This is a genomic window from Arthrobacter sp. zg-Y238 (assembly GCF_024385525.1).
GTDB classification, from domain to species: domain Bacteria; phylum Actinomycetota; class Actinomycetes; order Actinomycetales; family Micrococcaceae; genus Arthrobacter_B; species Arthrobacter_B jinronghuae.
The window spans coordinates 70,847-94,564 of record NZ_JANFLU010000016.1 but is presented as its reverse complement, the minus strand read 5'-3'; the positions used below and the strand labels follow the sequence as shown (position 1 = coordinate 94,564).

Here is a 23,718-nt window from a genome sequence, read left to right as displayed (position 1 = left end):
CCTAGCGTTCCGGGTGCCCGGCGACGTCGAGGGCCTGGGGCAGCGTAAACGCGCCGGCGTAGAGTGCCTTGCCCACGATGGTGCCCTCGAGTCCCAGCGGAACCAGTTCGCGGAGCGCAGCCAGGTCATCGAGGCTGGAGATGCCGCCGGATGCGACTACGGGGCGGTCGGTGCGCTTGAGGACCTCGCGGAGCAGTTCCAGGTTGGGTCCGCGCAGTGTGCCGTCCTTCGTGACGTCGGTGACCACGTAGCGGGCGCAGCCGGCCTCTTCCAGCCGGGCCAGGACCTCCCAGAGGTCCCCGCCTTCCTGGGTCCAGCCGCGTGCGGCGAGGGTGGTGCCGCGTACGTCGAGGCCGACGGCGATGGCCTGGCCGTAGCGGGCAATGACGCTGGCGGTCCACCCCGGGTTCTCCAGTGCCGCGGTTCCCAGATTGACGCGGGCAGCGCCGAGCTCCAGCGCCTTTTCCAGGGACTCGTCGTCCCGGATGCCGCCGGACAGTTCCACCTTGATATCCAGGGACTTCACCACGCGGCTGAGCAGGTCAAGGTTCGAACCGCGCCCGAACGCTGCGTCGAGATCCACGAGGTGGACCCATTCGGCGCCGTCGTTCTGCCATGCCAGGGCTGCGTCCAGCGGATCGCCGTAGCTGGTCTCACTGCCGGCCTCGCCCTGCACCAGTCGCACGGCTTGGCCGTCCGCTACGTCAACGGCGGGCAGCAGTTCAAGGACAGGGGTTTCGCTGAAGGGCATTTGGATGCTTTCGGTGGTGGGGTCAGGAAAGGTCGAGGGTCAGCAGGTACGCGCCCAGCAGGGCCATTCCGGCCAGGACCCAGAAACTGATAACAATGATTTTGGACATGCCCTGGCTGCGGAAGGACACCGCTCCGCCGATAAGCAGTCCGGCCAGGCCCATGAGGACAACGCTCCACATATCGGTGCCTAGCCCAGGGTCTTCAGCCAGTTGTTCAGCAGCGCCGCACCGGCGTCACCGGACTTTTCCGGATGGAACTGGGTGGCCGACAGCGCGCCGTTCTCCACGGCGGCGATGAACGGGCCGCCGTGGTCCGCCCAGGTGACCTGCGGGGGGCGCATGGCGGGCTGGGTGACGTCGAAGTCCCATTTCTGCACCCCGTAGCTGTGCACGAAGTAGAACCGCTGGTCCTCGATGCCCTCAAACAGGGCCGAACCTTCCGGCGGAGTCACGGTGTTCCAGCCCATGTGGGGTACGACGTCGGCGGCCAGGCGCTCGACTACGCCGGGCCATTCGCCCATCCCCTTGGTCCGGACCCCGTGTTCCACGCCTTCGTCAAAGAGGACCTGCAGGCCAACGCAGATGCCCAGGACCGGCCGGCCGCCGGCTACGCGGCGTCCGATCATGCGGATCGCATCCACGTCCTTGAGCCCCTGCATCACGGCGGCGAAAGCTCCGACGCCGGGCACCACCAGTCCGTCGGCGTTCAGCACGTCGTCCGGCTTGGCGCTGAGCGTGACGTTGGCGCCGGCGTGCTCCAGGGCGCGGACGGCCGAACGGATGTTGCCGGAACCGTAGTCCAGGACAGTGACGTTGCGGGGACTCACAGTGCTCCCTTCGTGGAGGGGATGCCCTCGACGCGCGGATCGGATTCGACGGCTGCGCGCAGGGCGCGGGCAAAGGCCTTGAACTGGGCCTCGACAATGTGGTGCGGATCGCGCCCGCCGAGGACCCGCATGTGCAGGCAGATCTGGGCGTGCAGGGTGATGGCTTCGAACACGTGGCGGGTCAGGGATCCGGTGAAGTGTCCGCCGATCAGGTGGTATTCCTGGCCGGCGGGTTCCCCGGAGTGCACCAGGTAGGGGCGGCCGGAAATATCGACGACGGCGTTTGCCAGCGCTTCGTCCAGGGGCACGGTGGCTTCACCGAAGCGGCGGATGCCGGCTTTGGTGCCCAGGGCGGTCTTCAGCGCCTCGCCGATGCTGATCGCAATGTCCTCAACCGTGTGGTGGACGTCGATGTGGGTGTCGCCGGTGGCCCGGACGGTGAGGTCCATCAGGGAGTGCTTGGCCAGCGCGGTCAGCATGTGGTCGTAGAACGGTACCGAGGTGCTGATGTCGGCGCGGCCGGTGCCGTCCAGGTCCAGCTCGACGAAGACGGACGATTCGCTGGTGGTCCGCTCAAGGCGGGCGGTGCGTCCGGTGGCGGTCTCCACAGTCATGGGGTTCCTTCACGAAGATTGGAAGCGGGGCAATAGACAAAGCCCCGGCAGGTCATCAGTTTAGTCCCGAACGCCCCGACTCCCTGAAACCGGGACATCCTGGGCGCCCGGCTGCCGCTCAGGCGGCGAGCAGTTCCCGCAGCCGCGTCAGGAACGCAGTGGTTTCGGCTTCGGTGCCGGCCGTGACCCTCAGATGGCCCTCGATGCCGATGTCCCGGACGAGGACACCTGCCTCGAGCAGGCCTTCCCACACCGCCCGGGGATTCTCCATCCCTCTGAACAGCACGAAGTTGGCGTCCGACGGCGCCGGTTCCAGTCCGAGCGCACGCAGTTCCGTCACGATGCGGTCCCGCTGGCCCTTGATGTCTTCCACATTGGACAGGAGCGCATCGGCATGCGTGAGGGCCGCATTCGCGGTCGCCTGTGTGAGTGCGGAGAGGTGGTAAGGCAGGCGGACCAGGCGAAGCGCGTCCGCAATCTGCGGTGCTGCGGCAAGGTAGCCGATGCGCGCTCCGGCGAGTGCGAAGGCCTTCGACATGGTCCGGGAAACGATCAGTCGTTCCCGTCCAGGGAGCAGCTGCAGCGCGCTGGGAGTATCGGCGTGGGAGAACTCTGCGTAGGCCTCGTCCACCACCACGATGGCATTGGAGGCTTCTCCTGCTTCATAGGCGGCTTCGATCACCTCAAGTTCCAGGGCCGTACCCGTGGGGTTGTTCGGGGTGCACAGGATCACGATGTTGGGTGCCTGCGCCCGGATCTGCCCCGCAGCCGATTCGGGGGTCAGGGAGAAGTCCCGGTCCCTCGTGCCGGTCACGTATGCGGTGCCGGTGCCGCTGGAGAGCAGCGGGTACATGGAGTAGGTGGGAGGGAAGCTCATGGCCGTCCGCCCGGGTCCGCCGAAGGCCTGCAGGATCTGCTGGAGAACCTCATTGGAACCGTTGCCGGCCCAGATATTCTCCGCGGCCAGTCCGTGGCCGAGGTATTTGGCCAGGTTTTCCCGCAGCAGCGTGAATTCGCGGTCGGGATATCTGTTCAAGCCGGCCACCACTGATTCAATCTCGGCCATAATGGCCCGGCGCACATGCTCCGGAAGACCGTGGGTGTTTTCATTGACGTTCAGTAGGACGGGCACATCCAACTGGGGGGCGCCGTACGGGGTCAGGCCCCGCAGATCATCGCGCAGGGGAAGTCTGTTCAGGTTTTCCAACTGTTCGTTCACCACTACAGCTTAGGACGCTGCGCGGTGACGTTGCATTTGGCCGACTTCCCGCACCCCTCTGTTACGGGTTCGCGCAGGTAAAGAACTTCGGGATGCCTGCCTGGCGAATCAGCGCGAGACCGGGATGTAAATCTGGCTGCCGGCGGGGACGGTGGCATCCGCCAGGTTGTTGAGTTCCACGATGTCTGCCACCACGGTGCGGGGATCCCGGTCCGGAGCGAACTCGGTGGCGAGCGACCAGAGCGAATCACCGGCGGACACACCCACCTGGATGGTGCGTGTCTGTTCCTGGGCGTCCCCCGAAGCCATAGCCGGTGCGGTGAAGAATCCGATAAAGACCAGCAGTGCGGCGGCCACGATCATCAGCGGGGCGCCGACCAGGACGAGCCGGCCGCGCCGCGTCAGGCGCAGCGGGACCGACGCCTGGGTGTCGGCGGTGTGGGCGGCGGCAGCGGCCCGGTCCGGGGCACGCTCAGTGAGGCTCTGTGCGGTGAAGGGAAGTACGTGTACTGACATGTCAATACCTTTCCGGTCCGAAGAGCAGCTCCGCCGATTCCCCCGCTTCCCGCAAAAGCACCGGATAAACAGTGTGGCTCGAAACTGCATTCGAACATCTGGTGGGCCCGCCGAGGTGTCGGCGGGCCATTTCAAAGTCGGATCCAAACTCAGATCCATACTCAGACTCGAACGTATGTTCTAACTTGTACTCGAACATTTCTAGCACTTATCTACGAACATTGTCGAGACTCGCTCGAATATATGTTTGAAAATGAGGCTGCGCTCCCCTAGCGTTGAACCTGTTGGAAGCGGCTGGGACCAACTAACCATCCGGCACTGACAAAACGGCACTGACAAACGGCTCGGCGGGACAGACCACCACACCCGTTATCACCGCATCACCGCATCACCGCATCACCGCAGGACAAACCAGATACACCGTAAGAACCATCCGGCCCGCATCCACGGGCCGACTGTGAAGGGAAGCCGACGTGGCCCGTGTTACCAATGGCAGCACCCCCTCCCCTGCCGCGCCCGCGCCGGCAGGACGCACCAAGGGCCTAACCGCCCGCCAGACAAAGATCCTGGAAACCATCCAGCGTTCCGTGAACGCGAACGGTTACCCGCCGTCGATGCGGGAGATCGGCGACATCGTGGGCCTGGCCAGCCTTTCCAGCGTTACGCACCAGCTGAGCCAGCTGGAGAAGCTCGGCTATATCCGCCGTGACCCCAAGCGGCCGCGTGCCATGGAAATACTGGTTCCGCTGATGCTCCGCGACGCTCCCCCGCGCCGCGGCAAAGGCAACGCGGCGAACGGCGGGAACACCGGGGAGGCTGCTGACGGCACCGCAAAGGGCGGCCTGAGCTCCGTCGGCGGCAACGCACGCACACCCGCCTCCGGCAGCGTTTCCGACCTCACCACCGCAATCGACACGGCGATGGTTCCGCTGGTCGGACGGATCGCCGCAGGCGGACCCATCCTGGCCGACCAGCAGGTTGAAGAGATGGTCCCGCTTCCGCGCCAGCTCGTCGGGCACGGCGACCTCTTTATGCTTCGCGTTGCGGGCGATTCCATGGTGGATGCGGCTATCTGCGACGGTGACTGGGTGGTTGTCCGCCGCCAGCCCACCGCCGAAAACGGTGACATTGTCGCGGCCCTGCTCGAAGACGAAGCGACCGTGAAGACCTTCCGGCAGCGCAACGGACACACCTGGCTGCTGCCCCAGAACACCCGCTATGAGCCCATCCTCGGTGACGAAGCCACCATTATGGGCAAGGTTGTCTCCGTAATGCGTTCGCTCTAGGCACACCTTGAGAGGCCTGGTCGGACGCTGACAAGGTCCACGCAAAAGCAGCACCGCCGGCACACGGCGGCGCTGCTTTTTGTTTTCCGCCGATCCGGGTCCGGCGGGTTTTACTTCTTCGCGCCGGCGGGTTCCGCGGCGAGCCGCTTCAGCGCCTGAAGCACCACGGAACGGTCGGTGGTGGACCAGAAGGGCGGCAGTGCGGCCCGCAGGAAACTGCCGTAGCGTGCGGTGGCCAGGCGCGAATCCAGCACGGCCACCACTCCCTTGTCGCCGGAAGCGCGGATCAGCCGCCCGGCGCCCTGGGCGAGCCGGACGGCCGCGTGGGTGGCCGAGACGCTCATGAAGCCGTTTCCCCCGGCCTTGGCAACCGCGCGGGTCCGGGCGGTCATCAACGGATCGTCGGGACGCGGGAACGGAATCCGGTCAATGATCACCAGCCGGCAGGAGGCGCCGGGGACGTCCACGCCCTGCCAGAGGGACATGGTGCCGAACAGGCAGGTCTCGTCGTCGTCGGCAAACTGCTGAACCAGGGCGGACATGGTGGATTCGCCCTGGCAAAGGATCGGAAAGTCGACCCGCTTCCGCAGTGCTTCCGCGGCTTCTTCCGCTGCACGGCGGGAGGAGAACAAACCCAGGGCGCCGCCGCCGGAGGCCTTGATCAGCGCCTCCAGTTCATCCAGCTGCTCCGGGGAGGTTCCGCGTCCCGGTTTCGGCAGGTCCTTGGTTACGTACAGCACCCCCTGCCGGGGGTAGTCGAAGGGACTGCCGACGTCGGTCCCCGTCCATTTCGGTGCACCGGCGCCCACCAGCCCCAAGGCCCCTGCAACCGGACCGAACTCCGACCCGATGGCGAGGGTGGCCGAGGTCAGCACCACGGTGTGTCCGTCGAACAGGCCTTCGCGCAGCCGTCCGGCCACGGACAGCGGGGCAACGTTGATGGTGGGCGGTGCATCTTCTTCCGGGGCGGTGTAACCGGCGCCCGGCGAGAAGGTGCTGGCACGCGATGCCCACAGCACCTCCCCTGAATTCACTGCGTCAAGGACGCGTTCGCACAGTTCCAGGACAGCCATCAGGCGGGAGCGTGCCATCTGGCGGCCGCCGTCGACGGCGTCGGAGCCTTCGGGCTTGGAATCGGACAGGGCCGTGCGGCAGGCTTCACGCACCGCGCCCAGGACCAGCTCCTGGTCCTCGGACAGTCCTCCTGCCAGCAGGCCGGAGGGCACCGGGGCAAAGACCGAGTCGAAGGCCCGGCCGGCAGCCGCAAGGGGCTCCATGGTGGCTGAAGTGTGCTTGCGCGCGGCGGCGACCGCCGCGGAAATAACGGTTCCGGAGAGCTGCCCGGTAACCGCGCCGGTGACGCGGTCCTGCAGCTCGTGCGCCTCGTCAATGACCACCACGTCGTAGTCCGGCAGGACCGCCAGTCCCTCGAACGCGCTGATGGCCAGCATCGCGTGGTTGGTGATCACCAGGTCGGCGACGGCCGCCTTGGCCCGTGCCTGTTCGCTGAAACAGGCCTCCGCCACCGGGCACTTCTGCGCCCCCAGGCACTCCATTGAGGTGACGGACACCTGACGCCAGGCACGGTCGCTGACGCCGGGAAGCAACTCATCCCGGTCACCGGTTTCCGTTTCCTGCGCCCATTCCTGCAGGCGGACGACGTCGCGCCCCAGCGCCGAGGTGGGCCCGCCCGCAGGAGCGGGATGGGAAACAGCGTGCTCGTCGCCAAGCAGAAACAGTGTTCCGGCTTCGTCTTCCTCGGGGAAACCGCCGCCGGTCTTGTGGACACAGACGTAATTGCTGCGGCCCTTGAGCAGGGCGACGTCGACCTCCCGGGGAAGCTTCGGTTCCAGCGTCTTCAGCAGGCGCGGGAGGTCCCGTCCGACAATCTGTGATTGCAGGGCCAACGTGGCCGTGGAGACCAGCGCGGGTTTGCTGCTCTCCAGGGCGTGCGCGATCAGCGGGATCAGGTAGGCAAGCGACTTGCCCGTACCGGTTCCGGCCTGGACCAGCAGGTGGTCGCCGGACTCAATGGCCTCGGCCACCTGCCGGGCCATCTCGTGCTGGCCGGGCCGGTTCTGCCCGCCCATGGCCGCTACCGCGGTGTCGAGCAGTTCCAGGACCTGGGCAGGTCCCTGCGGGTCTTTCCTACCCATTGGTCACGAACTGCTCCAGCTCCGCTGCCAGCCCTTCACGAACCTTCACATGCAGCTGGGTACCGGATTCACCGTGCTCCAGGGACAGGATTTCAGCGTCCTCCTGGTGCAGGCGGGAGACGACGTCGCCGCGCTCGTAGGGCACCAGCAGTTCCAGGTCCACGCCGGGGCGCGGAATGCCTTCGGAAATCGCCTGCAGCAGCTCGGGGATGCCCTCGCCGGTACGCGCCGAAACGACCACGTGCCGGGACTCGCGCTGCCGCAGCCGCTCAAGAACGAACGGATCCGCTGCGTCGGCTTTGTTCAGCACGATGATTTCAGGCACCTTGCGGGCGTCGACTTCCGCCAGGACGGAACGGACGGCTGCAATCTGGCCTTCCGGGTCCGGGTGCGAAGCGTCAACGACGTGCAGGATCAGGTCTGCGTCCGCTACTTCCTCAAGGGTGGAGCGGAAGGCTTCCACCAGCTGGGTCGGCAGCGACCGGACAAACCCTACGGTGTCCGCCAGCGTGTACCCGATGCCGTCTTCGGTCTGGGCCTTGCGGATGGTGGGATCCAAGGTGGCGAACAGTGCGTTCTCCACCAGTACCCCGGCATCGGTGAGCCGGTTCAGCAGCGAGGACTTTCCAGCGTTGGTGTATCCGGCGATAGCTACGGACGGCACTGAGTTGCGGTGGCGGTTGGCCCGCTTGGTTTCCCGTGCCGGCTTCATGCCCGCTATTTCGCGGCGGAGCTTGGCCATCCGCGTGCGGATCTTCCGCCGGTCCAATTCGATCTTGGTTTCACCGGGGCCGCGCGAACCCATGCCTGCGCTGGCGCTGCCGACCTGGCCGCCTGCCTGCCGGGACATCGATTCGCCCCAGCCACGCAGGCGCGGCAGGAGGTATTCCAGCTGCGCCAGTTCCACCTGGGCCTTGCCCTCGCGGGACTTCGCGTGCTGGGCAAAGATGTCCAGGATCAGCGCCGTCCGGTCGATGACCTTGACCTTGACGATGTCTTCCAGCCCGCGGCGCTGGGACGGAGCCAGTTCGCTGTCCACGATCACTGTGTCTGCGCCGGTGGCCGTCACAATGTCCTTGAGTTCCTGGGCCTTGCCCGAACCGAGGAAGGTGCCGGGATCCGGCTTCAGCCGGCGCTGGATGATGCCGTCGAGGACTTCCGACCCCGCGGTTTCCGCCAGCGCGGCAAGTTCCTTCAACGAGTTTTCGGCGTCGGCGGCAGTGCCTTCACTCCACAGTCCGGCAAGTACAACCCGTTCCAGCCGCAGCTGGCGGTATTCGACCTCGGTAACGTCTTCGAGTTCGGTCGAGAGGCCGGCGACGCGGCGCAGTGCTCGGCGTTCTTCCAGGTCCTGCTGGTCGCCGTCGTAGACGGAATGCTCGTCGTCGCCGAGTGCCAGGGCACGGCCCTGCTGCTTGTCGGCCGGAGCCTTTGCTTCGACGGCGCTGTCCTTGGCGAGGATCCTGTCGATGACCCCCTGGATATCCGAAGGGCTCAGTTCCGGTGTGGAACCGTTCGCAGAAGTGTCTGTCGAATCCGTGGCACGGGAGTTGTTGATGGTCATAATCTCCTTATAGGAACGTACTTTCTATGGTAGGCCAGTGAACCGACAAATCCTCAGGAAAACAACCTTCTCCGCTATGGATCCCTACCGCGCCAGCCACCCTTTACAACCCGTGCGGCCGTCCATAAATTCCATGCCGCACGCCTGCAGCGACTAATCTGGATTGTTATGGGTTCAGACCACTACTTCTCCTCCACACCGTCCGGGCCCGAGGTCCGCAAACCGCTGCGCGTCAGCCTCAACGGAACCGAAAGGACCCTGCAGACAGCCGGTGGCATCTTCAGCCCCGACGGGATCGACAAGGGCACGATGGTCCTGCTGGATGAAGTTCCCGCCCCGCCGGAGACCGGCAACCTGCTGGACATCGGCTGCGGCTGGGGCCCCATCGCCCTGACCCTGGCACTGAAATCCCCGGCCGCCCAGGTCTACGCCGTCGACGTCAACGAACGCTGCATCGCACTGACCCGGGATAACGCAGCAGCTTTGGGGTGCGGAAACGTCACGGCCTCCCTGCCTGAGGAGGTTGACCCGGAAGTACGCTTCGACACCATCTGGTCCAACCCGCCCATCCGGATCGGCAAAGAGGAGCTGCATGCCCTGCTGCTGCTTTGGCTGCCGCGCCTGGCCCCGGGAGGCACTGCCTGGCTGGTGGTGCAGAAGAACCTGGGCTCGGATTCCCTGCAGCGCTGGCTGGCGGAGACCCTGCCGTCCGGATTCGCGGTCTCCCGCCACAGCACCGCGAAGTCCTTCCGGACCCTGAAGGTGGAACGCAGCGCCTAGAGCAGGGTTCCGCGGGCCACCAGCACGGCCGGTCCGCTGAGCTCCACATGTTCGCGGCCGTCGGGTCCGGTGCGGAAACGGACGCCGACGACGCCGCCCGGCACAGTCACTGCCCAGTCATCGGGTGCTTCGGCTCCGGCCCAGAACCGGGTGGCTACGGCGGCGGCGCAGGCGCCGGTTCCGCAGGAGAGGGTTTCGCCGACGCCCCGCTCGTGGACGCGCATGGTGAGCAGCCCCACCCCGTCTTCTACGAGCGGCTCGGCCGGGACCACGAACTCCACGTTGGTTCCGTTCTCCGGTTCCGGCTGCACGGACGGTGCTGCGGTCAGGTTGGTCGAGGCCAGTTCGTCCAGTTCCGCGAGGGCCACGACGGTGTGGGGGTTACCCATGCTGACGGAGAGGCCCGGGCGCGGCACTTCCAGTCCGTCTGCGTTGACCACTGTATCCATGGACTTGGCAGCCGCGTGGTCGGGGTAAATGAACTCCCAGGGCCCCATGTCCACCGCGTAGCCGCCGGCCATCCGGGTGACGGTCTTGACCCCGGCGCGGGTACCGATCACCAGGGACGCGCCCTCGGCCAGTTCCACCAGCCGCTCTTCCAGCAGGAAGTGCACGAAGACACGCACCCCGTTCCCGCACATTTCCGAAATGCTGCCGTCCGAGTTCCGGTAGTCCATGAACCACTGGGCTTCCGGAGCCGTCTGCAGCAGGGCACGGCCTTCCGGGAGATGCTCGGACCGGACGGCGCGGATGAAACCGTCGCCGCCCACTCCGCGGTGCCGGTCGCAGACTGCGGCTACTTCGTCGGCGGCAAGATCATGCGCAGCGTCGGGATCGGCCACCAGCACAAAGTCGTTGCCGGTGCCGTGGCCCTTCGCGAAGGGCAGCCCGGCCACGGAGGAGGGAAGGCCGGAGGCGGACAGGGATGCAGCTGAGGCAGCAGAAGTATTGGTCACTTATCAAGGATACTGGGCGGGCGCCCTTCACGGACGGCCGCGGCCGCCCGGGCCAGCAGCCGGGGGTCGTTATGCTCCAGCCAGGTGATCCGCGGATCCGCACGGAACCAGGTCAGCTGCCGGCGGGCGAACTGGCGGGTAGCCACCACTGTGGCCGCCGCGGCTTCCGGCACGGACGATTTCCCGTCCAGGACGGCCAGGAACTGGGCGTATCCCAGGGCGCGCGAGGCGGTCCGGCCGGTCCGCAGTCCGGCCGGCTCAAGCCGCCGGACTTCTTCCAGCAGACCTTGGTCCACCATCCTGTCCACCCGGCGGGCCAGGCGTTCGTGCAGCACCGGCCGTTCCACGCCCAGGCCGATCTGCACGGCCGGCGAGACGTACTCCCGCACCGGCATGAAGGAGCTGAACGGTCGTCCGGTCAGCTCAACCACCTCGAGTGCGCGTACCACCCGGCGCGCATCGGAAATCCGTTCGGCAGAGACCGGGTCCACGTCCCGCAGCCGGTCCTGCAGCGCGGGCAGGCCCCGGGCTTCCAGTTCGGCTTCGATCCCGGCGCGGACGGCCGGGTCGGTGCCCGGGAATTCCAGGACGTCCAGTGCGGCCCGGACGTACAGCCCGGAACCTCCGACCAGGACGGGATACCGGCCCCGCGCCCGGATCCCGGAAATCAGCTCCCGTGCCTGCGCCTGGAAGGCCGAGACGCTTGCCTCTTCGGTCACGTCCATGGTGTCCAGCAGGTGGTGCGGCACGCCGCGGCGTTCGGCCTCGGTAATCTTCGCGGTGCCGATGTCCATCCCCCGGTAGAACTGCATGGAGTCGGCATTGATCACTTCGCCGCCGAGTTCCAGGGCCAGGGCAACGCCCAGGTCGGACTTTCCGGACCCGGTGGGACCGACGACGGCGATCACCGGCCGTTCGTCGGCGGACGGCATAGGAGCACTCACGGGGGCTACCGCAGGGGAATTTCCGGGGACACTTTGGGAGGGGTTCACGGGCGCTCAGGAACGCGGCGGCAGCGCCGGCATGCCGAGGGACACGCCGGTCCGGGTGCCTGCAGGTCCGGCCGGTACGCCGCAGGACTCGGCCTGCGAGCGGTCCCAGGCATCACCGGCACGGGAACGCCGCAGCGAGTAGTCGGCGGGTCCGGCGGGGTCGGAGATCAGGTGGAACGCGGCGGCGGCGGTGACCGGCACGGTAACGAGGTCGCCCGGGCGCGGTACCGGCGCGCCGTCGGGCACCGAGAAGTGCACCAGGCGCTGGTCCCGGGAACGTCCGGAGAGGCGTCCCGTCTCCCCGGATTTGCGGCCCGAGGCCGCGGTGACCATGACCTCAACGGTGGTGCCGACCTGCTTGGCGTTTTCCTCGGCGGCGATCCGGTCCTGCAGCGCGGTGAGGCGTTCATAGCGCTCCTGCACCACGGCCTTGGGCAGCTGGTCGGCCAGCTCCGCCGCCGGGGTGCCCGGACGCTTTGAATACTGGAAGGTAAAGGCGTTCGCGAAACGGGACTGCTCGACGACGTCGAGGGTGGCGGCGAAGTCTTCCTCCGTCTCCCCCGGGAAACCCACGATGATGTCAGTGGAGATGGCTGCGTGGGGCATCCGTTCCCGGACCCGGTCCAGGATCCCGAGGAACTTCTTTGACCGGTAGGAGCGGCGCATGTCCTTGAGGACCTTGTCCGAACCCGACTGCAGCGGCATGTGCAGCTGCGGCATCACGTTGGGCGTCTCGGCCATGGCCTCAATGACGTCGTCGGTGAATGCCGCAGGGTGCGGGCTGGTGAAACGCACCCGCTCCAGCCCCTCGATGTCGCCGCAGGCACGCAGCAGTTTGGCGAAGGCCCCGCGGTCGCCGAATTCCACCCCGTAGGAGTTCACGTTCTGGCCCAGCAGCGTTACCTCGATGGCGCCGTCGTCCACCAGGGCCCGGATTTCCGCCAGGATCTCCCCCGGCCGCCGGTCGCGTTCCTTGCCGCGCAGCGACGGGACGATGCAGAAGGTGCAGGTGTTGTTGCAGCCTACAGAGATCGAGACCCAGCCCGAATACACCGAATCGCGTTTGGTGGGCAGCGTGGAGGGAAAGACGTCCAGGGACTCCAGGATCTCCAGCTCGGCCTTGGCATTGTGCCGGGCCCGTTCCAGCAGTGCCGGCAGCGAGCCGATGTTGTGCGTGCCGAAGACGGCGTCCACCCAGGGTGCCTTGCGCAGGATGGTGTCCCGGTCCTTCTGCGCCAGGCAGCCGCCCACGGCAATCTGCATCCCGGGCCGCTTTTCCTTGACCGGCGCCAGCTGCCCGAGGTTGCCGTACAGCTTGTTGTCCGCGTTCTCCCGCACGGCACAGGTGTTGAACACGACGATGTCCGCCAGTTCGCCGTCGGACGGCACGTAACCGGCGCCTTCCAGCAGGCCCGAAATCCGCTCGGAATCGTGCACATTCATCTGGCAGCCGAAGGTGCGCACCTCGTAAGTGCGGGGCTGGGCCGCGGTGGCCTCGGGGGCAGGAGAGGAAACAGTCAAACTCACCCTCCTAGGGTACGTCCATTGGCGCTGCCGCCCGGTATGCCCCGCGGCAGACTTTTTCCTAGTACCAGTTGTTGGCGTAATGGAAATTGAGTGCGCTGCAGGGGCTGCCGTAGCGCGACGCAATGTAGTCCAGGCCCCAGTTGATCTGCGTGGCATAGCTGACTTTCCAGTCGGCTCCGGCAACTGCCATCTTCTCGGCCGGGAGGGACTGCGCGATCCCGTAGGCACCGCTGCTGGGATTGACCGCGCTCGTCAGCCATTCCGATTCCTTGGTCCAGAGGGTGTCGAGGCAGGTCAGCTGGCCCGCATCCCAACCCCGGGCGGGCAGGGCCGAGGCAGCATAGGCCTTGGCCGCGGCGGGATCATCCAGCGGTACGGCCGCTCGGGCCGCTTCTTCCGCAGCCGTTTGCGCAGCGGCGTCGGCTGCGGCGCTCCGTGCGGCCGCATCGGCCGCAGTCTTCGCTGCGAGCTCCAGGTGTTCCGGGACCTCCACCCCTGTTCCCGTCCCTGCTTCGACCTTGTCGGGCCGGGCTTTCTCCGGCGCCAGCCGGTCGGACTCGTTATCAGCCGGTGGACGGTCGTCAGGTCCGGCTGCCCGAGCCCCGCCGTCGTCGGCGTTTTCGGCGTTGTCGACGTCCTCTGGGGCGGCAAGGAGCGGTTCGGCCAGGTTCACCAGCTGGACACCGGCCGTGGACCGGAGGTTTGCCCCCGCAGTGCCAACGGCAGCGCCGGAAACACCGGCCACAGCCAGGGAACCCAGCGCGGTCGCGGCACCGAGGCGGAGCCGCCGGCGGCGTCGCCGGCGGCGTCGCAGGGCTCGCCGGATGCGGGTCTGATCGCGTCGCGTGAAGTTAGTTGAAGTCACAAGCGCAGGACCGTATCGGAGTTTTCTAGGAAAAGTCTCAAAACGGTAACGCTGCTATTGACTCGATCAGGTAGCCCGTTTCCCGCCGCAGGTACCTGATCAGTACCAGTTATTGCGCTGCCAGAAACCATAGGCCGCACACGGTGTGCCATACCTGGAACTGATGTAATCCAGCCCCCAATTGATCTGGGTCCGGTAGTTGGTCTGCCAATCGGAGCCATGACTCGACATATTGCTCCCCGGCAGGGACTGCGGGATGCCGTAAGCGTCGCTGTACGGGTTGTCGGCAGTGGTTAGCCAGTTGGACTCGTGATTCCAGAGGATTACCAGGCAGCGGAACTCGTTCCCGTCCCAGCCGTAGTTGCCCATGCGCCCGGATGCGTAGTTCTGCGCACCCGCCGGGTCATTCACCGGCTGCCCCGGTGCGGGTGCGGGCGGCGGTGCAGGCTGGACCGGGGCAGGTGCCGGTGCCGGGGCTGGTGCCGGTGCGGGGGCTGGGGCTGGCTGGGGCGCAGGCACCACGACTTCCGGGGGCCGTGTTCCCGGCGGATTCGGTGCCGCACCGACCGGCGGATTTGCCGGCTGTTGCCCTTCCGGCGCGGGCTCTCCTGCAGCCGCCCGTCCCGCGGCATCGTGCTGTTCCTGAAACGCCTTCTCGGCGGCGATCCCGCGGAGCCGTGCCTCCTCGGCGGCGGCTGTGCTGCCGTGCAGGTCTGCCAATTGTGCAAGCAGGACGGCCTTGCGGGCCTCTTCGTCCTGCACTGCCTTGCCAGCGGCGGCAGCGGAGGCTCCGGCCTCCTCGAGGGCCTTTTCCGCTTCGGCGGCAAGCTCGGCCCGTGCGTCCCTGGCTTCCTGTTCCTGCTCCCGGAATCCGGCGGCAACTTTTTCCGATGCCACTGCTTCGGCATACAGGTTGCCCGCCCGCGACGAGACCCTATCCATAAGGCCCGCACCGTGCAGTGCGTCCGCCGAGGCATCCGTGTCCAGCAGCATCAAAGCCATGCTGTCGGAAGCCGACCCGCCGGACTTGTAGGTTTCGGCCGCGAGCCCGGCGACTTGCCGCATCAATCCAGCTGAATGCTCGGCTGCCGCTTCGCGCTGTGCGGCCATGGCAGCAAGCTCCTTGTCGCTGGCGGCAAGGGCATCCTTGGCTGCGTTGTAGCGGTTCGCCGCATCCACGGCTGCATCGCCCAGGGATCCGGCGTCCTCGCGCAGGTCCGACAGCAGGCCTTCCAGCTTCTCCGCTTCAGCAGCTTTGGCAGACTCAGAGGATTTTGCCTGCTGGATATCGTCCCAGGAAGGGTAGGGATCCGCCGCAGAACCGGGCGCGGCAGTCAGGACCGCCGAAGCGAGCACACCGGTAAGGACCAGGGCATAGAACGGGGTTCTCCGTGCACGCACCAGAGAGAAACGACGTACCGGATGCAACATGGGCCCCGCCAACCTCATCTTTAACATAGTTGGCACAGCATAGGATACGGCGCGTCGGATTGACACTACGACGAATAGTGCTGGTTATTTCCCGTCCTGTGCATTGCGCCGGGTAGCTTTGCTTCGCCACCTGCCCTACGGCCGGGGCCCGGCCCGCGGTCCGCCGCCTAGACGGAGTCTCCCCGGGCATCACGGACTTCGCCGATAATTTCGGCCGCCACCGTAAAGCCGAGCGACGGGGAATAGCCCTTCCGGGCCAGCATCCCCACCAGTCGGCGGGTCTGTTTGTCGCGCACGCCGCGGTCGGAAAGATCGGCGGACATCTGGAGCTTTTTCCTTGCCAGGGCGCGCGCCGCCTCGAGTTCGTCGTCGGCACTGACCTGCTCAAGCGCTTCGGCGGCGAGGTCCGGCGCAATCCCCTTTTCCGTCAGTTCACGGCGCAAGGCACCGCGGGCAAGGGACTTGCTTTGGGACCTGCTGCGGACCCACAGACGCGCAAACTCGGCATCATCCACGAGTTGCACTTCTTCGAACCGGTCAAGGACCGCAGCTGCGGCATCCGGCGGAATGTCTTTTTCCGCAAGCTTGGTTTCAAGCTGTTTGCGGCTCTTGGGAGAGGCAGTCAGCTGACGCAGGACGATCGCCTTGGCCTCAGCGTAAGCTTCCTCGGGCGTCAGCGCGACGGCTTCCTCCGGCGGGCCTGCGTCTGCACCCTGCTGTCCCCAGGCCTGCCGTCCGCGGCCGGACTTTTTCCCGCTCCGTTTCGAACCGGCGTCCCCCGTACCGGTTTCCGCCCAGGGCTCGTCGGCGGGAGCTTCCTCACCGAAGCCGTCTTCCTTGAAGGTGTCGGGTACTTTGGCAGGCGGCTTCCGGCGTCGGGTCGGTGTGGCAGCACGGGTGTCCACCGGTTCGGGTGCCGTGCGTGTTCCCTTCGCACGGCCCGGAGCGGCCCCGTCGCCGGCCGGCGTGGCTGCCGCCGCCACGCTGATTTCGGCGAGCCGCCGCTTCAGCTCAGCCAGGGTCTCTTCCTGCGAGGTATCCATAACTATCCGCTCCCGGGACTCTGCTCCCGTTTTCCTCCCCCGGACTTCCATTCCCTGGACCGCCGCGGAGAGTGGCCGCGGGTAGCGCGCCGTTCCGAGCGGCCTGGGCAGACCGGACAGGAAGCCGCCCCCTCTCCGGGAGCGGCTTCCCTCTGTCCCGGGTCCGGTATCGCCGGGACCGCGGGCCGGCTGCTAGGAGTCCTTTCCGACTGCCTTCAGCTTCGGCGCTGCGGGCTCTTCAGCGGCAGGAACGCCGATTCCGAGCTTTTCACGGATACGGCGCTCCAGCTCGTCCGCCAGATCGGGGTTGTCCTTCAGGAAGTTGCGCGAGTTTTCCTTGCCCTGGCCCAGCTGGTCACCGTCATAGGTGAACCAGGCACCGGACTTTTTGACCAGGCCGTGTTCCACGCCCATGTCAATCAGTCCGCCCTCGCGGGAAATGCCGACGCCGTACATGATGTCGAACTCGGCCTGCTTGAAGGGCGGAGCCATCTTGTTCTTGACGATCTTGGCACGCGTACGGTTACCGACCGGGTTGGTGCCTTCCTTCAGCGTCTCGATGCGGCGGACGTCGATGCGGACCGAAGCGTAGAACTTCAGCGCCTTGCCACCGGTGGTGGTTTCCGGGCTGCCGAAGAAGACACCGATCTTTTCACGCAGCTGGTTGATGAAGATTGCGGTGGTATTGGTGTGGCTCAGGCGGCCGGCGATCTTACGGAGCGCCTGGCTCATCAGGCGGGCCTGCAGGCCCACGTGGCTGTCGCCCATGTCGCCTTCGATTTCGGCACGGGGAACCAGTGCGGCAACGGAGTCAATGACCACGACGTCGACCGAACCGGAGCCGATCAGCATGTCCATGATTTCCAGGGCCTGCTCGCCGGTGTCCGGCTGCGAAACGAGCAGCGAGTCCGTATCTACGCCCAGCTTGGCTGCATAGATGGGGTCCAGAGCGTGCTCGGCGTCGATGAAGGCCGCAATGCCGCCGTTCTTCTGCGCATTGGCGACGACGTGGAGGGCCAGGGTGGTCTTACCGGAAGATTCCGGTCCGTAGATCTCCACCACGCGGCCGCGCGGCAGGCCGCCGATACCCAGCGCAACATCCAAAGCGACGGAGCTGGTGGAAATGGTTTCGGCGGGGGCACGCACTTCGTCGCCCAGGCGCATGATCGAGCCCTTGCCGTATTGCTTGTCAATCTGGGCCAGCGCTGCCTCTAGGGCTTTTGCGCGGTCGGCTGGAGCAGCCATTGTTCACCTCGTGTTGTGGTTGTGGGCGGCCCGTAGGCCGGTCGTCATTTCTTATCTACGACCCTATCCGGCGGCACTGACAAAACGGCTGACCGGAACGTATAACTCGTTGTCTTGTGGATATTCCCGGGCCGTATCAGCTAGGACGGGCCCCTGTGTAGGAGCATATCTTTATCCGAACAAATATTCGAACAGCGAACCCGGCGTGTCCGTTCGCCGTGGAACGGCGGCAGCCCTAGTTTGCCTTGGGCTTGATGTCGCGGCCCAGCCGGCGTTCGGGTGGAACGTCCTGGATCTCGCATACCGCCAGCCATACGGATTTGGGTTCCATGCCCTTGTCCAAGGCCTGCGCAGCCGTGACCCCTCCGAGTTGGCCGAGCACCAGATCCGCGGCAAGGACCCGGGAGTAGGCCGCACCGAACTCGTCATCCATAAGCCGCCAGAAATCGCTGATACGCATCAATTAATCCTCTCACGCACGAAACACGGCAGCGAACCGGCCCGCCGCCTTCGAAAGCCAACATATTCCAGTGCTGTGGAAGGGCCGCGATCCTACAATGGGAGGATGACCGAGACATCCGGTCCCGCCGATTCACCCACCGGCGACGCTTCTCCCCCCTCCGGTACCGAGCCGGACAAGGACACGGCAATAGAGGACCTTGAGCAGGAACTCAGCGTGCTGTGGCGCCGCGCCCGGGCCAGCTCCCACCGGATCGCCCGGGAGGTCCACCCCGAGATGGAACCTTCGGCCTACGGGCTGATGGTCCTGCTCCATCAGCAGGGTCCCATGCGCCTGACGGACCTGGCCGCAGCGGTCGGTGTGGGTAAGCCCTCCCTCAGCCGGCAGGTAGCTATGCTGCAGGCGCTGGGGCTCGTGGAAAAGCATGCGGACCCGGAGGACGGAAGGGCGCAGCCCATCAATCTCACTGAGGTTGGTGCTGCCCGCCTGGAAGGTACGGCCACCGCCCGCAAAGAGCACTTCCGGCGCACCTGGACGGGGTGGGAAGCCGAGGAACTGCATACCCTGGTCCGGCTGCTGCACAAACTGAATGCTTCCGTCCGGCCAGCCGGGGATCGACCGGAGGACGAGCCTTCCGGCCCGGACGGCAGCTAGGTGCCGGACTGTGCAGGCCGTGGCTACACCGGGCAGAACAAACCCCCGCAGGCACCGCGCCTGCGGGGGTTTTCCTTGGAGATTTCGTCGCCCTGATGCAACAGCATCAAGGAGTATGTCTATGGGGCGACGCAGTCACTACGGCCAATTCCGTTCGGCCGGCGTGACGCGCCGCGGTATGCGGTTTTTAGGATGTGCGGGCCAGGTCGCGTGCCAGGTCTTCGGGGAATTCGCGGGCGAACTCCCGGGAAAACTCAGATGGCACGGTGTCTGGAATGGCAACGCCTTCGGCGTTTGCCACCCGGTCGCTGACCTCTCGGAGCATCAGGGACAGGGGCACATCGAGGGCGGTGCAGATTGAAGACAGAAGTTCCGATGATGCTTCCTTCTGTCCGCGCTCAACCTCGCTCAGGTAGCCGAGAGAAACGCGGGCGCTATGCGACACCTCGCGCAGGGTCCGGCCCTGGCGCTGGCGCACGTCGCGGAGAACATCACCAATCTCGTGACGAAGAACTACCATCTTGCGCTCCTTAGGCTCCCGGTGTGCGTCTTCCGCCAACCCTACATCCCGCCAGCGGATCACGCCGTTCACGGATACGGGTTGCTTAACCATGTGTATCGTCCTGCTCCCTGTGAGTACGGACTGCGGCGGTACCGCAGACTGTCCAAAGATCGTAATAAAGGAACCTTGGCGGTTCCTGATACTAACAACTGACGCCCTGCCGGTTTTGTTCCCGCCTGCGCAGCTTCCCGATTCGTCCGTTGCGCTAGCGGTGTTCCAGGGCTGACGCCAGCATGGAGAGTGCTTCACTGCATGCCGCCGTTCGGATGGCCGTCCGGTCCCCCGGGAACAGAAACTCCCGGAAGGAAGTCCCTTCCGAAGTAGCGATCCCCACGAACACGGTACCAACCGGTTTGCCGTCGTGCGCCTCAGGCCCGGCGACGCCGGTGGTGGAGACCCCGACGTCGGCGCCGAGAACACGCCGCGCCCCGGCTGCCATGTGCTCAGCCACCCTCCCGTCAACGGATCCGGCTTCGGCCAGGAGCTCGGCCGGAACCCCGAGGACGGACAGCTTGATTCCATTTTGATACGCAACCACGCCGCCCTGCAAAACCGCGGAAGCGCCGGGGACGGACCCCAGTTCGGCGCAAAGCATGCCCGCGGTAAGCGACTCGGCAGTGGCTACGGTCTGTCCTGCCTCCCGGGCTGCGGCCAGAACCTCGCCCGCCAGGACGGCGGCAGGCGCGTTGCTCATGCGCGCTTGCCGTCGCGGCGCAGCTTGACGGCCTGCAGGACGTAATCGACGCCCGTGACGACCGTGATGACGAGCGCGGCGGCCATGAAGACGGCTCCGATCCACCATGCCCAGGCACCCAGCCAAGCAGTCAGCGGAAGCAGGAACACAAAGATGGCGAAGGTCTGGACGACGGTCTTGAGCTTGCCGCCCCGGGAGGCGGCCATAACGCCGTACCGGATCACGATGAAGCGCATGAGCGTGATACCCAGTTCGCGGACCAGGATAACGATGGTCACCCACCACCACAGCTCGCCCAGCAGGGAAAGCATCACCAGCGCCGAACCGATCAGCAGCTTGTCGGCAATCGGATCGGCGATTTTGCCGAAGTCGGTAATCAGCCCGCGGCTGCGGGCAATATCGCCGTCGAGCTTGTCGGTGTAGATGGCGACGGCGAAGGTTGCCACGGCGAGCCAGCGGAACAGGCCGTCACGGCCGTCGTCGGACGCAAGGAACCAGATAAAGAGCGGAACCATCAGGATCCGCGCCACCGTCAGGGCATTGGCGATATTGAGGGTCGGAACCCTATCGGTAGGAGAATTGCTCACGTCTTCAGCGTAGCGAAGTTTCACCGGCCGGTGAGGTTCCAGGCGTCTTCGGAACCGTCCGGGTCCTCCGCGTCGTCGTGGTAGTCGCTCGCCTGCGGCCTGCCCTCCAGGTCTGCGGCCACCAGGTCCGTCGGTCCGGCAGGGTCGAAGCCGTGGTTGGCATTGGCGTTCTCCGCCAGCGCCGCGGCTCCGGCGCCCCCGGACGGGGCCGGGGCTTCACCTCCGCTGATGGCAGCGAGGGTGGCGGCCAGGTCATCCGGCTTCACGAGAACGTCGCGGGCCTTCGAACCCTCGGACGGTCCCACCACGCCGCGGGATTCCAGCAGGTCCATGAGCCGGCCGGCCTTCGCGAAGCCCACGCGCAGCTTGCGCTGGAGCATGGAGGTGGAACCGAACTGCGTGGTCACCACGAGTTCGGTTGCCTGCAGCAGGACGTCGAGGTCGTCTCCGATGTCGTCGTCGATCTGCTTCTTCGGCGCCGTGACTGCTACATCTTCGCGGTAGACGGCCTGCAGCTGGCCCTTGACGTGCTCAACGACCCGGTGGATCTCGGACTCGGTAACCCAGGCGCCCTGCACGCGGATGGGCTTGTTGGAGCCCATCGGCAGGAACAGGGCATCGCCTTGGCCCAGGAGCTTTTCGGCGCCGGGCTGGTCCAGCACCACGCGGGAGTCGGTCACCGAGGAGGTGGCGAACGCCATGCGGGAGGGGACGTTCGCCTTGATCAGGCCGGTGACGACGTCGACGGAGGGCCGCTGGGTGGCCAGCACCAGGTGGATGCCGGCGGCGCGGGCAAGCTGGGTGATGCGCACGATGGAGTCTTCGACGTCCCGCGGGGCGACCATCATGAGGTCCGCGAGTTCGTCCACGATCACCAGCAGGTACGGGTAGGCCCGGATGACCCGCTTGGATCCGGCCGGGGGCACCACTTTGCCGTTGCGGACGGCCTTGTTGAAGTCGTCGATGTGCTTGAAGCCGAAGTTCGCGAGGTCGTCGTAGCGGGTGTCCATTTCGCGGACCACCCACTGGAGCGCTTCCGCGGCCTTCTTCGGGTTGGTGATGATCGGGGTGATCAGGTGCGGCACGCCTTCATAGGCCGTCAGTTCCACACGCTTGGGGTCCACCATCACCATGCGCACTTCATCAGGTGTGGAGCGCATCAGGATGGACGTGATCATCGAGTTCACGAAGGAGGATTTACCGGCACCGGTGGCACCGGCCACCAGCAGGTGGGGCATCTTGGCCAGGTTGGCGACCACGAAGCCGCCTTCGACGTCCTTGCCGACGCCCATGACCATGGGGTGTTCGGTCTTCCGTGCGGAGTTTGACCGCAGGACATCGCCCAGGGCAACTACTTCCTTGTCCGCGTTGGGGATTTCAATGCCGATGGCGGATTTGCCCGGAATGGGCGAGAGGATGCGTACGTCGGAGCTCGCCACGGCGTAGGCAATGTTCTTGGACAACGCGGTGACGCGTTCCACTTTGGTGCCTTCGCCGAGTTCGATCTCGTAGCGGGTCACCGTCGGGCCGCGGGAGAACCCGGTGACCTTGGCGTCCACGTTGAACTGCTCGAGGGTGTGCGTCAGGGCCGCGACGACGGCGTCGTTCGCTTCGGAGCGTTCCTTTGCCGGCGGTCCCGGGGGCAGGAAGTCCGACGGCGGCAGCGTGTAGGTGATGTCGCCGGAAAGCTGCAGCTGCTCGGTGCGCTGCGGGATGGGCGTGGCCGGCGGCACCGGCTGGACCCGCCGGGAAGGCACGGGTGCTACGGGCGGAACGGCTGCCAGGTTCAGGACTTCGGTGGCGCCGGGGACCGTACTGATGGCCTCGGTGGGCGGCTCTGCGGCGTCCGTGCCGCCGTCGACGGGCAGGCCCTGGTTGCGCCGGATCTTCTGCGTAGCCAGTTCGGACTGGGTGGGACGCCGGACTCCCGGGGGTACCGCCGGTGCGGCGGCGGCAGCGGCCGCGGCTGCCTCGTCCTCTTCGTCCTGCAGCAGCGCGCGTTCAAACGCTTCATCGCCGGCGAAGCCGTCCTGCACGGCGGCTGCCTCGGCTTCTTTCTCACGCCGGGTCTTGCGGGGCTTGCGGACCTTTTCCGGCTTCGGCGAGCCGTAGAGGTAGCTCTGGTCGTGTGCCTCAGGATCATCGGGGTCCAGGTCCTGGCCCATCAGGTGTTCATACAGTGCCCGCAGGCGCAGCGGTATGTGGCGGAAGGGCGTGGCGGTGATGATCAGGACGCTCACGAACACCAGCAATGCCAGAAGGAGCAGCACGGGCCACTGGGTCAGTGCGGCGGACAACGGCCCGGCCACAAGGAAGCCGACGATGCCTCCGGAGGCCCAGAGCCGGTCGAAACCGTCAGACAAGGCGGGCAAGCCGCCGGCAATGTGCGTGATGCCGGAGCCGGCCAGCAGCATGATCACGAGGCCGATGCTGATCCTGCTGTTGGCGCGGTGCCGCTCCGGGTAGCGGAACAGGCGGACTGCGCCGGCGGTGAGCATGAAGGGCAGCACCACGGCCATCCAGCCGAAGGTTCCGGCCGCGCCGGCATGGATCACGTCGGCGACGGGACCGCGCAGGGCCCACCACTCGACGGTGGCAACGGCAAGGGCGAGCAGGATCAGGAAGAATCCGGTCCCGTCGCGGCGGATTTCACGCTCGGGTGAGACGTCCGTGCCGAGCTTGCGGACGCCGGCCCCGGCGAGGCGGGAGATGCCCATCCAGGCGCTCTCCACCGCGCGCAGCGGCAGCGGCAGCTGGTCCGGGGGCGCCTGGCGCGAGACGGAGGTCCCCCGGCCCCCGGATCCGCCGCGCGGACTGGACTTGCCTGATGTCTTGCTTGAGCTGCCGCCGGCGCTCCGGGCCGTTGTCCGGCCGGAGGCACCGCTGCGTGCGGCAGGGGAAGTACGAGTCGCCATACCAGCCACGCTACCCGATGCCGCCCCCGATACCCTGAATTTACGCGGCCGGGAAGGGCTTTGGGACTACTTA

Annotated in this window: 23 protein-coding genes; 3 read left to right on the top strand and 20 right to left on the bottom strand. The window is 66.3% G+C overall.

Annotation, left to right across the window (positions count from 1 at the left end):
- Nucleotide 1 precedes the first annotated feature (1 nt).
- The 6 genes from priA to NNX38_RS16550 all read right to left on the bottom strand — a co-directional run bounded on the left by priA (nucleotide 2) and on the right by NNX38_RS16550 (nucleotide 3,928).
- Nucleotides 2–751: a bifunctional 1-(5-phosphoribosyl)-5-((5-phosphoribosylamino)methylideneamino)imidazole-4-carboxamide isomerase/phosphoribosylanthranilate isomerase PriA gene (gene priA / locus NNX38_RS16575; protein ID WP_255799027.1), complete on the bottom strand. Its 750-nt coding sequence runs from the start codon at nucleotides 749–751 to the stop codon at nucleotides 2–4.
- A 22-nt stretch (nucleotides 752–773) separates the two neighbouring features.
- Nucleotides 774–932: a hypothetical protein gene (locus tag NNX38_RS16570; protein WP_229950136.1), complete on the bottom strand. Its 159-nt coding sequence runs from the start codon at nucleotides 930–932 to the stop codon at nucleotides 774–776.
- A gap of 8 nt (nucleotides 933–940) precedes the next feature.
- Nucleotides 941–1,579 (bottom strand): imidazole glycerol phosphate synthase subunit HisH, encoded by a 639-nt coding sequence (gene hisH, locus NNX38_RS16565; RefSeq protein ID WP_229950135.1) that lies wholly within the window; start codon nucleotides 1,577–1,579, stop codon nucleotides 941–943.
- Entirely contained in the window at nucleotides 1,576–2,193 is a 618-nt protein-coding gene (gene hisB, locus NNX38_RS16560; protein WP_227924520.1) for an imidazoleglycerol-phosphate dehydratase HisB, read from the bottom strand. Before hisB ends, hisH begins: the two co-directional genes overlap by 4 nt.
- Nucleotides 2,194–2,311: 118 nt before the next feature.
- A complete protein-coding gene (locus NNX38_RS16555) occupies nucleotides 2,312–3,412 on the bottom strand; it encodes a histidinol-phosphate transaminase (RefSeq protein ID WP_255799026.1) in 1,101 nt (366 codons plus the stop codon).
- Between the two features lie 108 nt (nucleotides 3,413–3,520).
- Entirely contained in the window at nucleotides 3,521–3,928 is a 408-nt protein-coding gene (locus tag NNX38_RS16550; protein WP_255799025.1) for a LysM peptidoglycan-binding domain-containing protein, read from the bottom strand.
- A gap of 473 nt (nucleotides 3,929–4,401) precedes the next feature.
- Between NNX38_RS16550 and lexA the strand changes: the two genes are divergently transcribed.
- The gene (lexA, locus tag NNX38_RS16545) at nucleotides 4,402–5,214 is read left to right on the top strand and encodes a transcriptional repressor LexA (RefSeq protein ID WP_255799024.1); all 813 of its coding nucleotides are present in this window, start codon (nucleotides 4,402–4,404) and stop codon (nucleotides 5,212–5,214) included.
- A gap of 110 nt (nucleotides 5,215–5,324) precedes the next feature.
- Here the strand turns inward: lexA and NNX38_RS16540 are convergent, their stop codons facing one another.
- Both NNX38_RS16540 and hflX read right to left on the bottom strand, forming a co-directional pair.
- Nucleotides 5,325–7,370 carry an ATP-dependent DNA helicase gene (locus NNX38_RS16540; RefSeq protein ID WP_255799023.1) on the bottom strand — a complete coding sequence of 682 codons (2,046 nt, stop codon included), beginning with the start codon at nucleotides 7,368–7,370 and terminating at the stop codon, nucleotides 5,325–5,327.
- Nucleotides 7,363–8,934 carry a GTPase HflX gene (gene hflX / locus NNX38_RS16535; RefSeq protein ID WP_255799022.1) on the bottom strand — a complete coding sequence of 524 codons (1,572 nt, stop codon included), beginning with the start codon at nucleotides 8,932–8,934 and terminating at the stop codon, nucleotides 7,363–7,365. The genes NNX38_RS16540 and hflX overlap by 8 nt, the downstream gene beginning before the upstream one ends.
- 168 nt (nucleotides 8,935–9,102) lie before the next feature.
- Between hflX and NNX38_RS16530 the strand changes: the two genes are divergently transcribed.
- On the top strand, nucleotides 9,103–9,714 hold the full coding sequence (locus NNX38_RS16530; protein WP_255799021.1) for a class I SAM-dependent methyltransferase: 612 nt from the start codon (nucleotides 9,103–9,105) through the stop codon (nucleotides 9,712–9,714).
- Here NNX38_RS16530 and dapF read toward each other — a convergent pair.
- The 8 genes from dapF to NNX38_RS16490 all read right to left on the bottom strand — a co-directional run bounded on the left by dapF (nucleotide 9,711) and on the right by NNX38_RS16490 (nucleotide 18,233).
- Nucleotides 9,711–10,670, bottom strand: coding sequence for a diaminopimelate epimerase (gene dapF, locus NNX38_RS16525; protein ID WP_255799020.1), 960 nt, complete (start codon nucleotides 10,668–10,670; stop codon nucleotides 9,711–9,713). The two genes, NNX38_RS16530 and dapF, sit on opposite strands and share 4 nt — an antisense overlap.
- Nucleotides 10,667–11,602, bottom strand: a complete 936-nt coding sequence (miaA, locus tag NNX38_RS16520; RefSeq protein ID WP_255799064.1) for a tRNA (adenosine(37)-N6)-dimethylallyltransferase MiaA — start codon at nucleotides 11,600–11,602, stop codon at nucleotides 10,667–10,669. The genes dapF and miaA overlap by 4 nt, the downstream gene beginning before the upstream one ends.
- Before the next feature lie 66 nt (nucleotides 11,603–11,668).
- A complete protein-coding gene (gene miaB / locus NNX38_RS16515) occupies nucleotides 11,669–13,189 on the bottom strand; it encodes a tRNA (N6-isopentenyl adenosine(37)-C2)-methylthiotransferase MiaB (protein ID WP_255799019.1) in 1,521 nt (506 codons plus the stop codon).
- Nucleotides 13,190–13,247: 58 nt separating this feature from the next.
- Nucleotides 13,248–14,054 (bottom strand): hypothetical protein, encoded by an 807-nt coding sequence (locus NNX38_RS16510; protein WP_255799018.1) that lies wholly within the window; start codon nucleotides 14,052–14,054, stop codon nucleotides 13,248–13,250.
- A gap of 99 nt (nucleotides 14,055–14,153) precedes the next feature.
- Nucleotides 14,154–15,485, bottom strand: a complete 1,332-nt coding sequence (locus NNX38_RS16505) for a lytic transglycosylase domain-containing protein (protein ID WP_255799017.1) — start codon at nucleotides 15,483–15,485, stop codon at nucleotides 14,154–14,156.
- A 167-nt stretch (nucleotides 15,486–15,652) separates the two neighbouring features.
- Nucleotides 15,653–16,528, bottom strand: coding sequence for a RecX family transcriptional regulator (locus NNX38_RS16985; protein WP_370646499.1), 876 nt, complete (start codon nucleotides 16,526–16,528; stop codon nucleotides 15,653–15,655).
- Between the two features lie 192 nt (nucleotides 16,529–16,720).
- Nucleotides 16,721–17,773 (bottom strand): recombinase RecA, encoded by a 1,053-nt coding sequence (gene recA, locus NNX38_RS16495; RefSeq protein ID WP_227924507.1) that lies wholly within the window; start codon nucleotides 17,771–17,773, stop codon nucleotides 16,721–16,723.
- Between the two features lie 235 nt (nucleotides 17,774–18,008).
- On the bottom strand, nucleotides 18,009–18,233 hold the full coding sequence (locus tag NNX38_RS16490) for a DUF3046 domain-containing protein (protein WP_255799016.1): 225 nt from the start codon (nucleotides 18,231–18,233) through the stop codon (nucleotides 18,009–18,011).
- Between the two features lie 105 nt (nucleotides 18,234–18,338).
- Between NNX38_RS16490 and NNX38_RS16485 the strand changes: the two genes are divergently transcribed.
- On the top strand, nucleotides 18,339–18,887 hold the full coding sequence (locus NNX38_RS16485; protein ID WP_255799015.1) for a MarR family winged helix-turn-helix transcriptional regulator: 549 nt from the start codon (nucleotides 18,339–18,341) through the stop codon (nucleotides 18,885–18,887).
- A gap of 187 nt (nucleotides 18,888–19,074) precedes the next feature.
- Here NNX38_RS16485 and NNX38_RS16480 read toward each other — a convergent pair whose 3' ends face one another.
- From NNX38_RS16480 to NNX38_RS16465, 4 genes are all read right to left on the bottom strand, one after another.
- Nucleotides 19,075–19,500, bottom strand: a complete 426-nt coding sequence (locus tag NNX38_RS16480) for a helix-turn-helix domain-containing protein (RefSeq protein ID WP_269438011.1) — start codon at nucleotides 19,498–19,500, stop codon at nucleotides 19,075–19,077.
- A 154-nt stretch (nucleotides 19,501–19,654) separates the two neighbouring features.
- Nucleotides 19,655–20,143: a CinA family protein gene (locus NNX38_RS16475; protein ID WP_255799013.1), complete on the bottom strand. Its 489-nt coding sequence runs from the start codon at nucleotides 20,141–20,143 to the stop codon at nucleotides 19,655–19,657.
- Nucleotides 20,140–20,730, bottom strand: a complete 591-nt coding sequence (gene pgsA / locus NNX38_RS16470) for a CDP-diacylglycerol--glycerol-3-phosphate 3-phosphatidyltransferase (RefSeq protein WP_255799012.1) — start codon at nucleotides 20,728–20,730, stop codon at nucleotides 20,140–20,142. Before pgsA ends, NNX38_RS16475 begins: the two co-directional genes overlap by 4 nt.
- Nucleotides 20,731–20,750: 20 nt before the next feature.
- On the bottom strand, nucleotides 20,751–23,645 hold the full coding sequence (locus NNX38_RS16465; RefSeq protein ID WP_255799011.1) for a DNA translocase FtsK: 2,895 nt from the start codon (nucleotides 23,643–23,645) through the stop codon (nucleotides 20,751–20,753).
- Nucleotides 23,646–23,718: the final 73 nt, after the last annotated feature.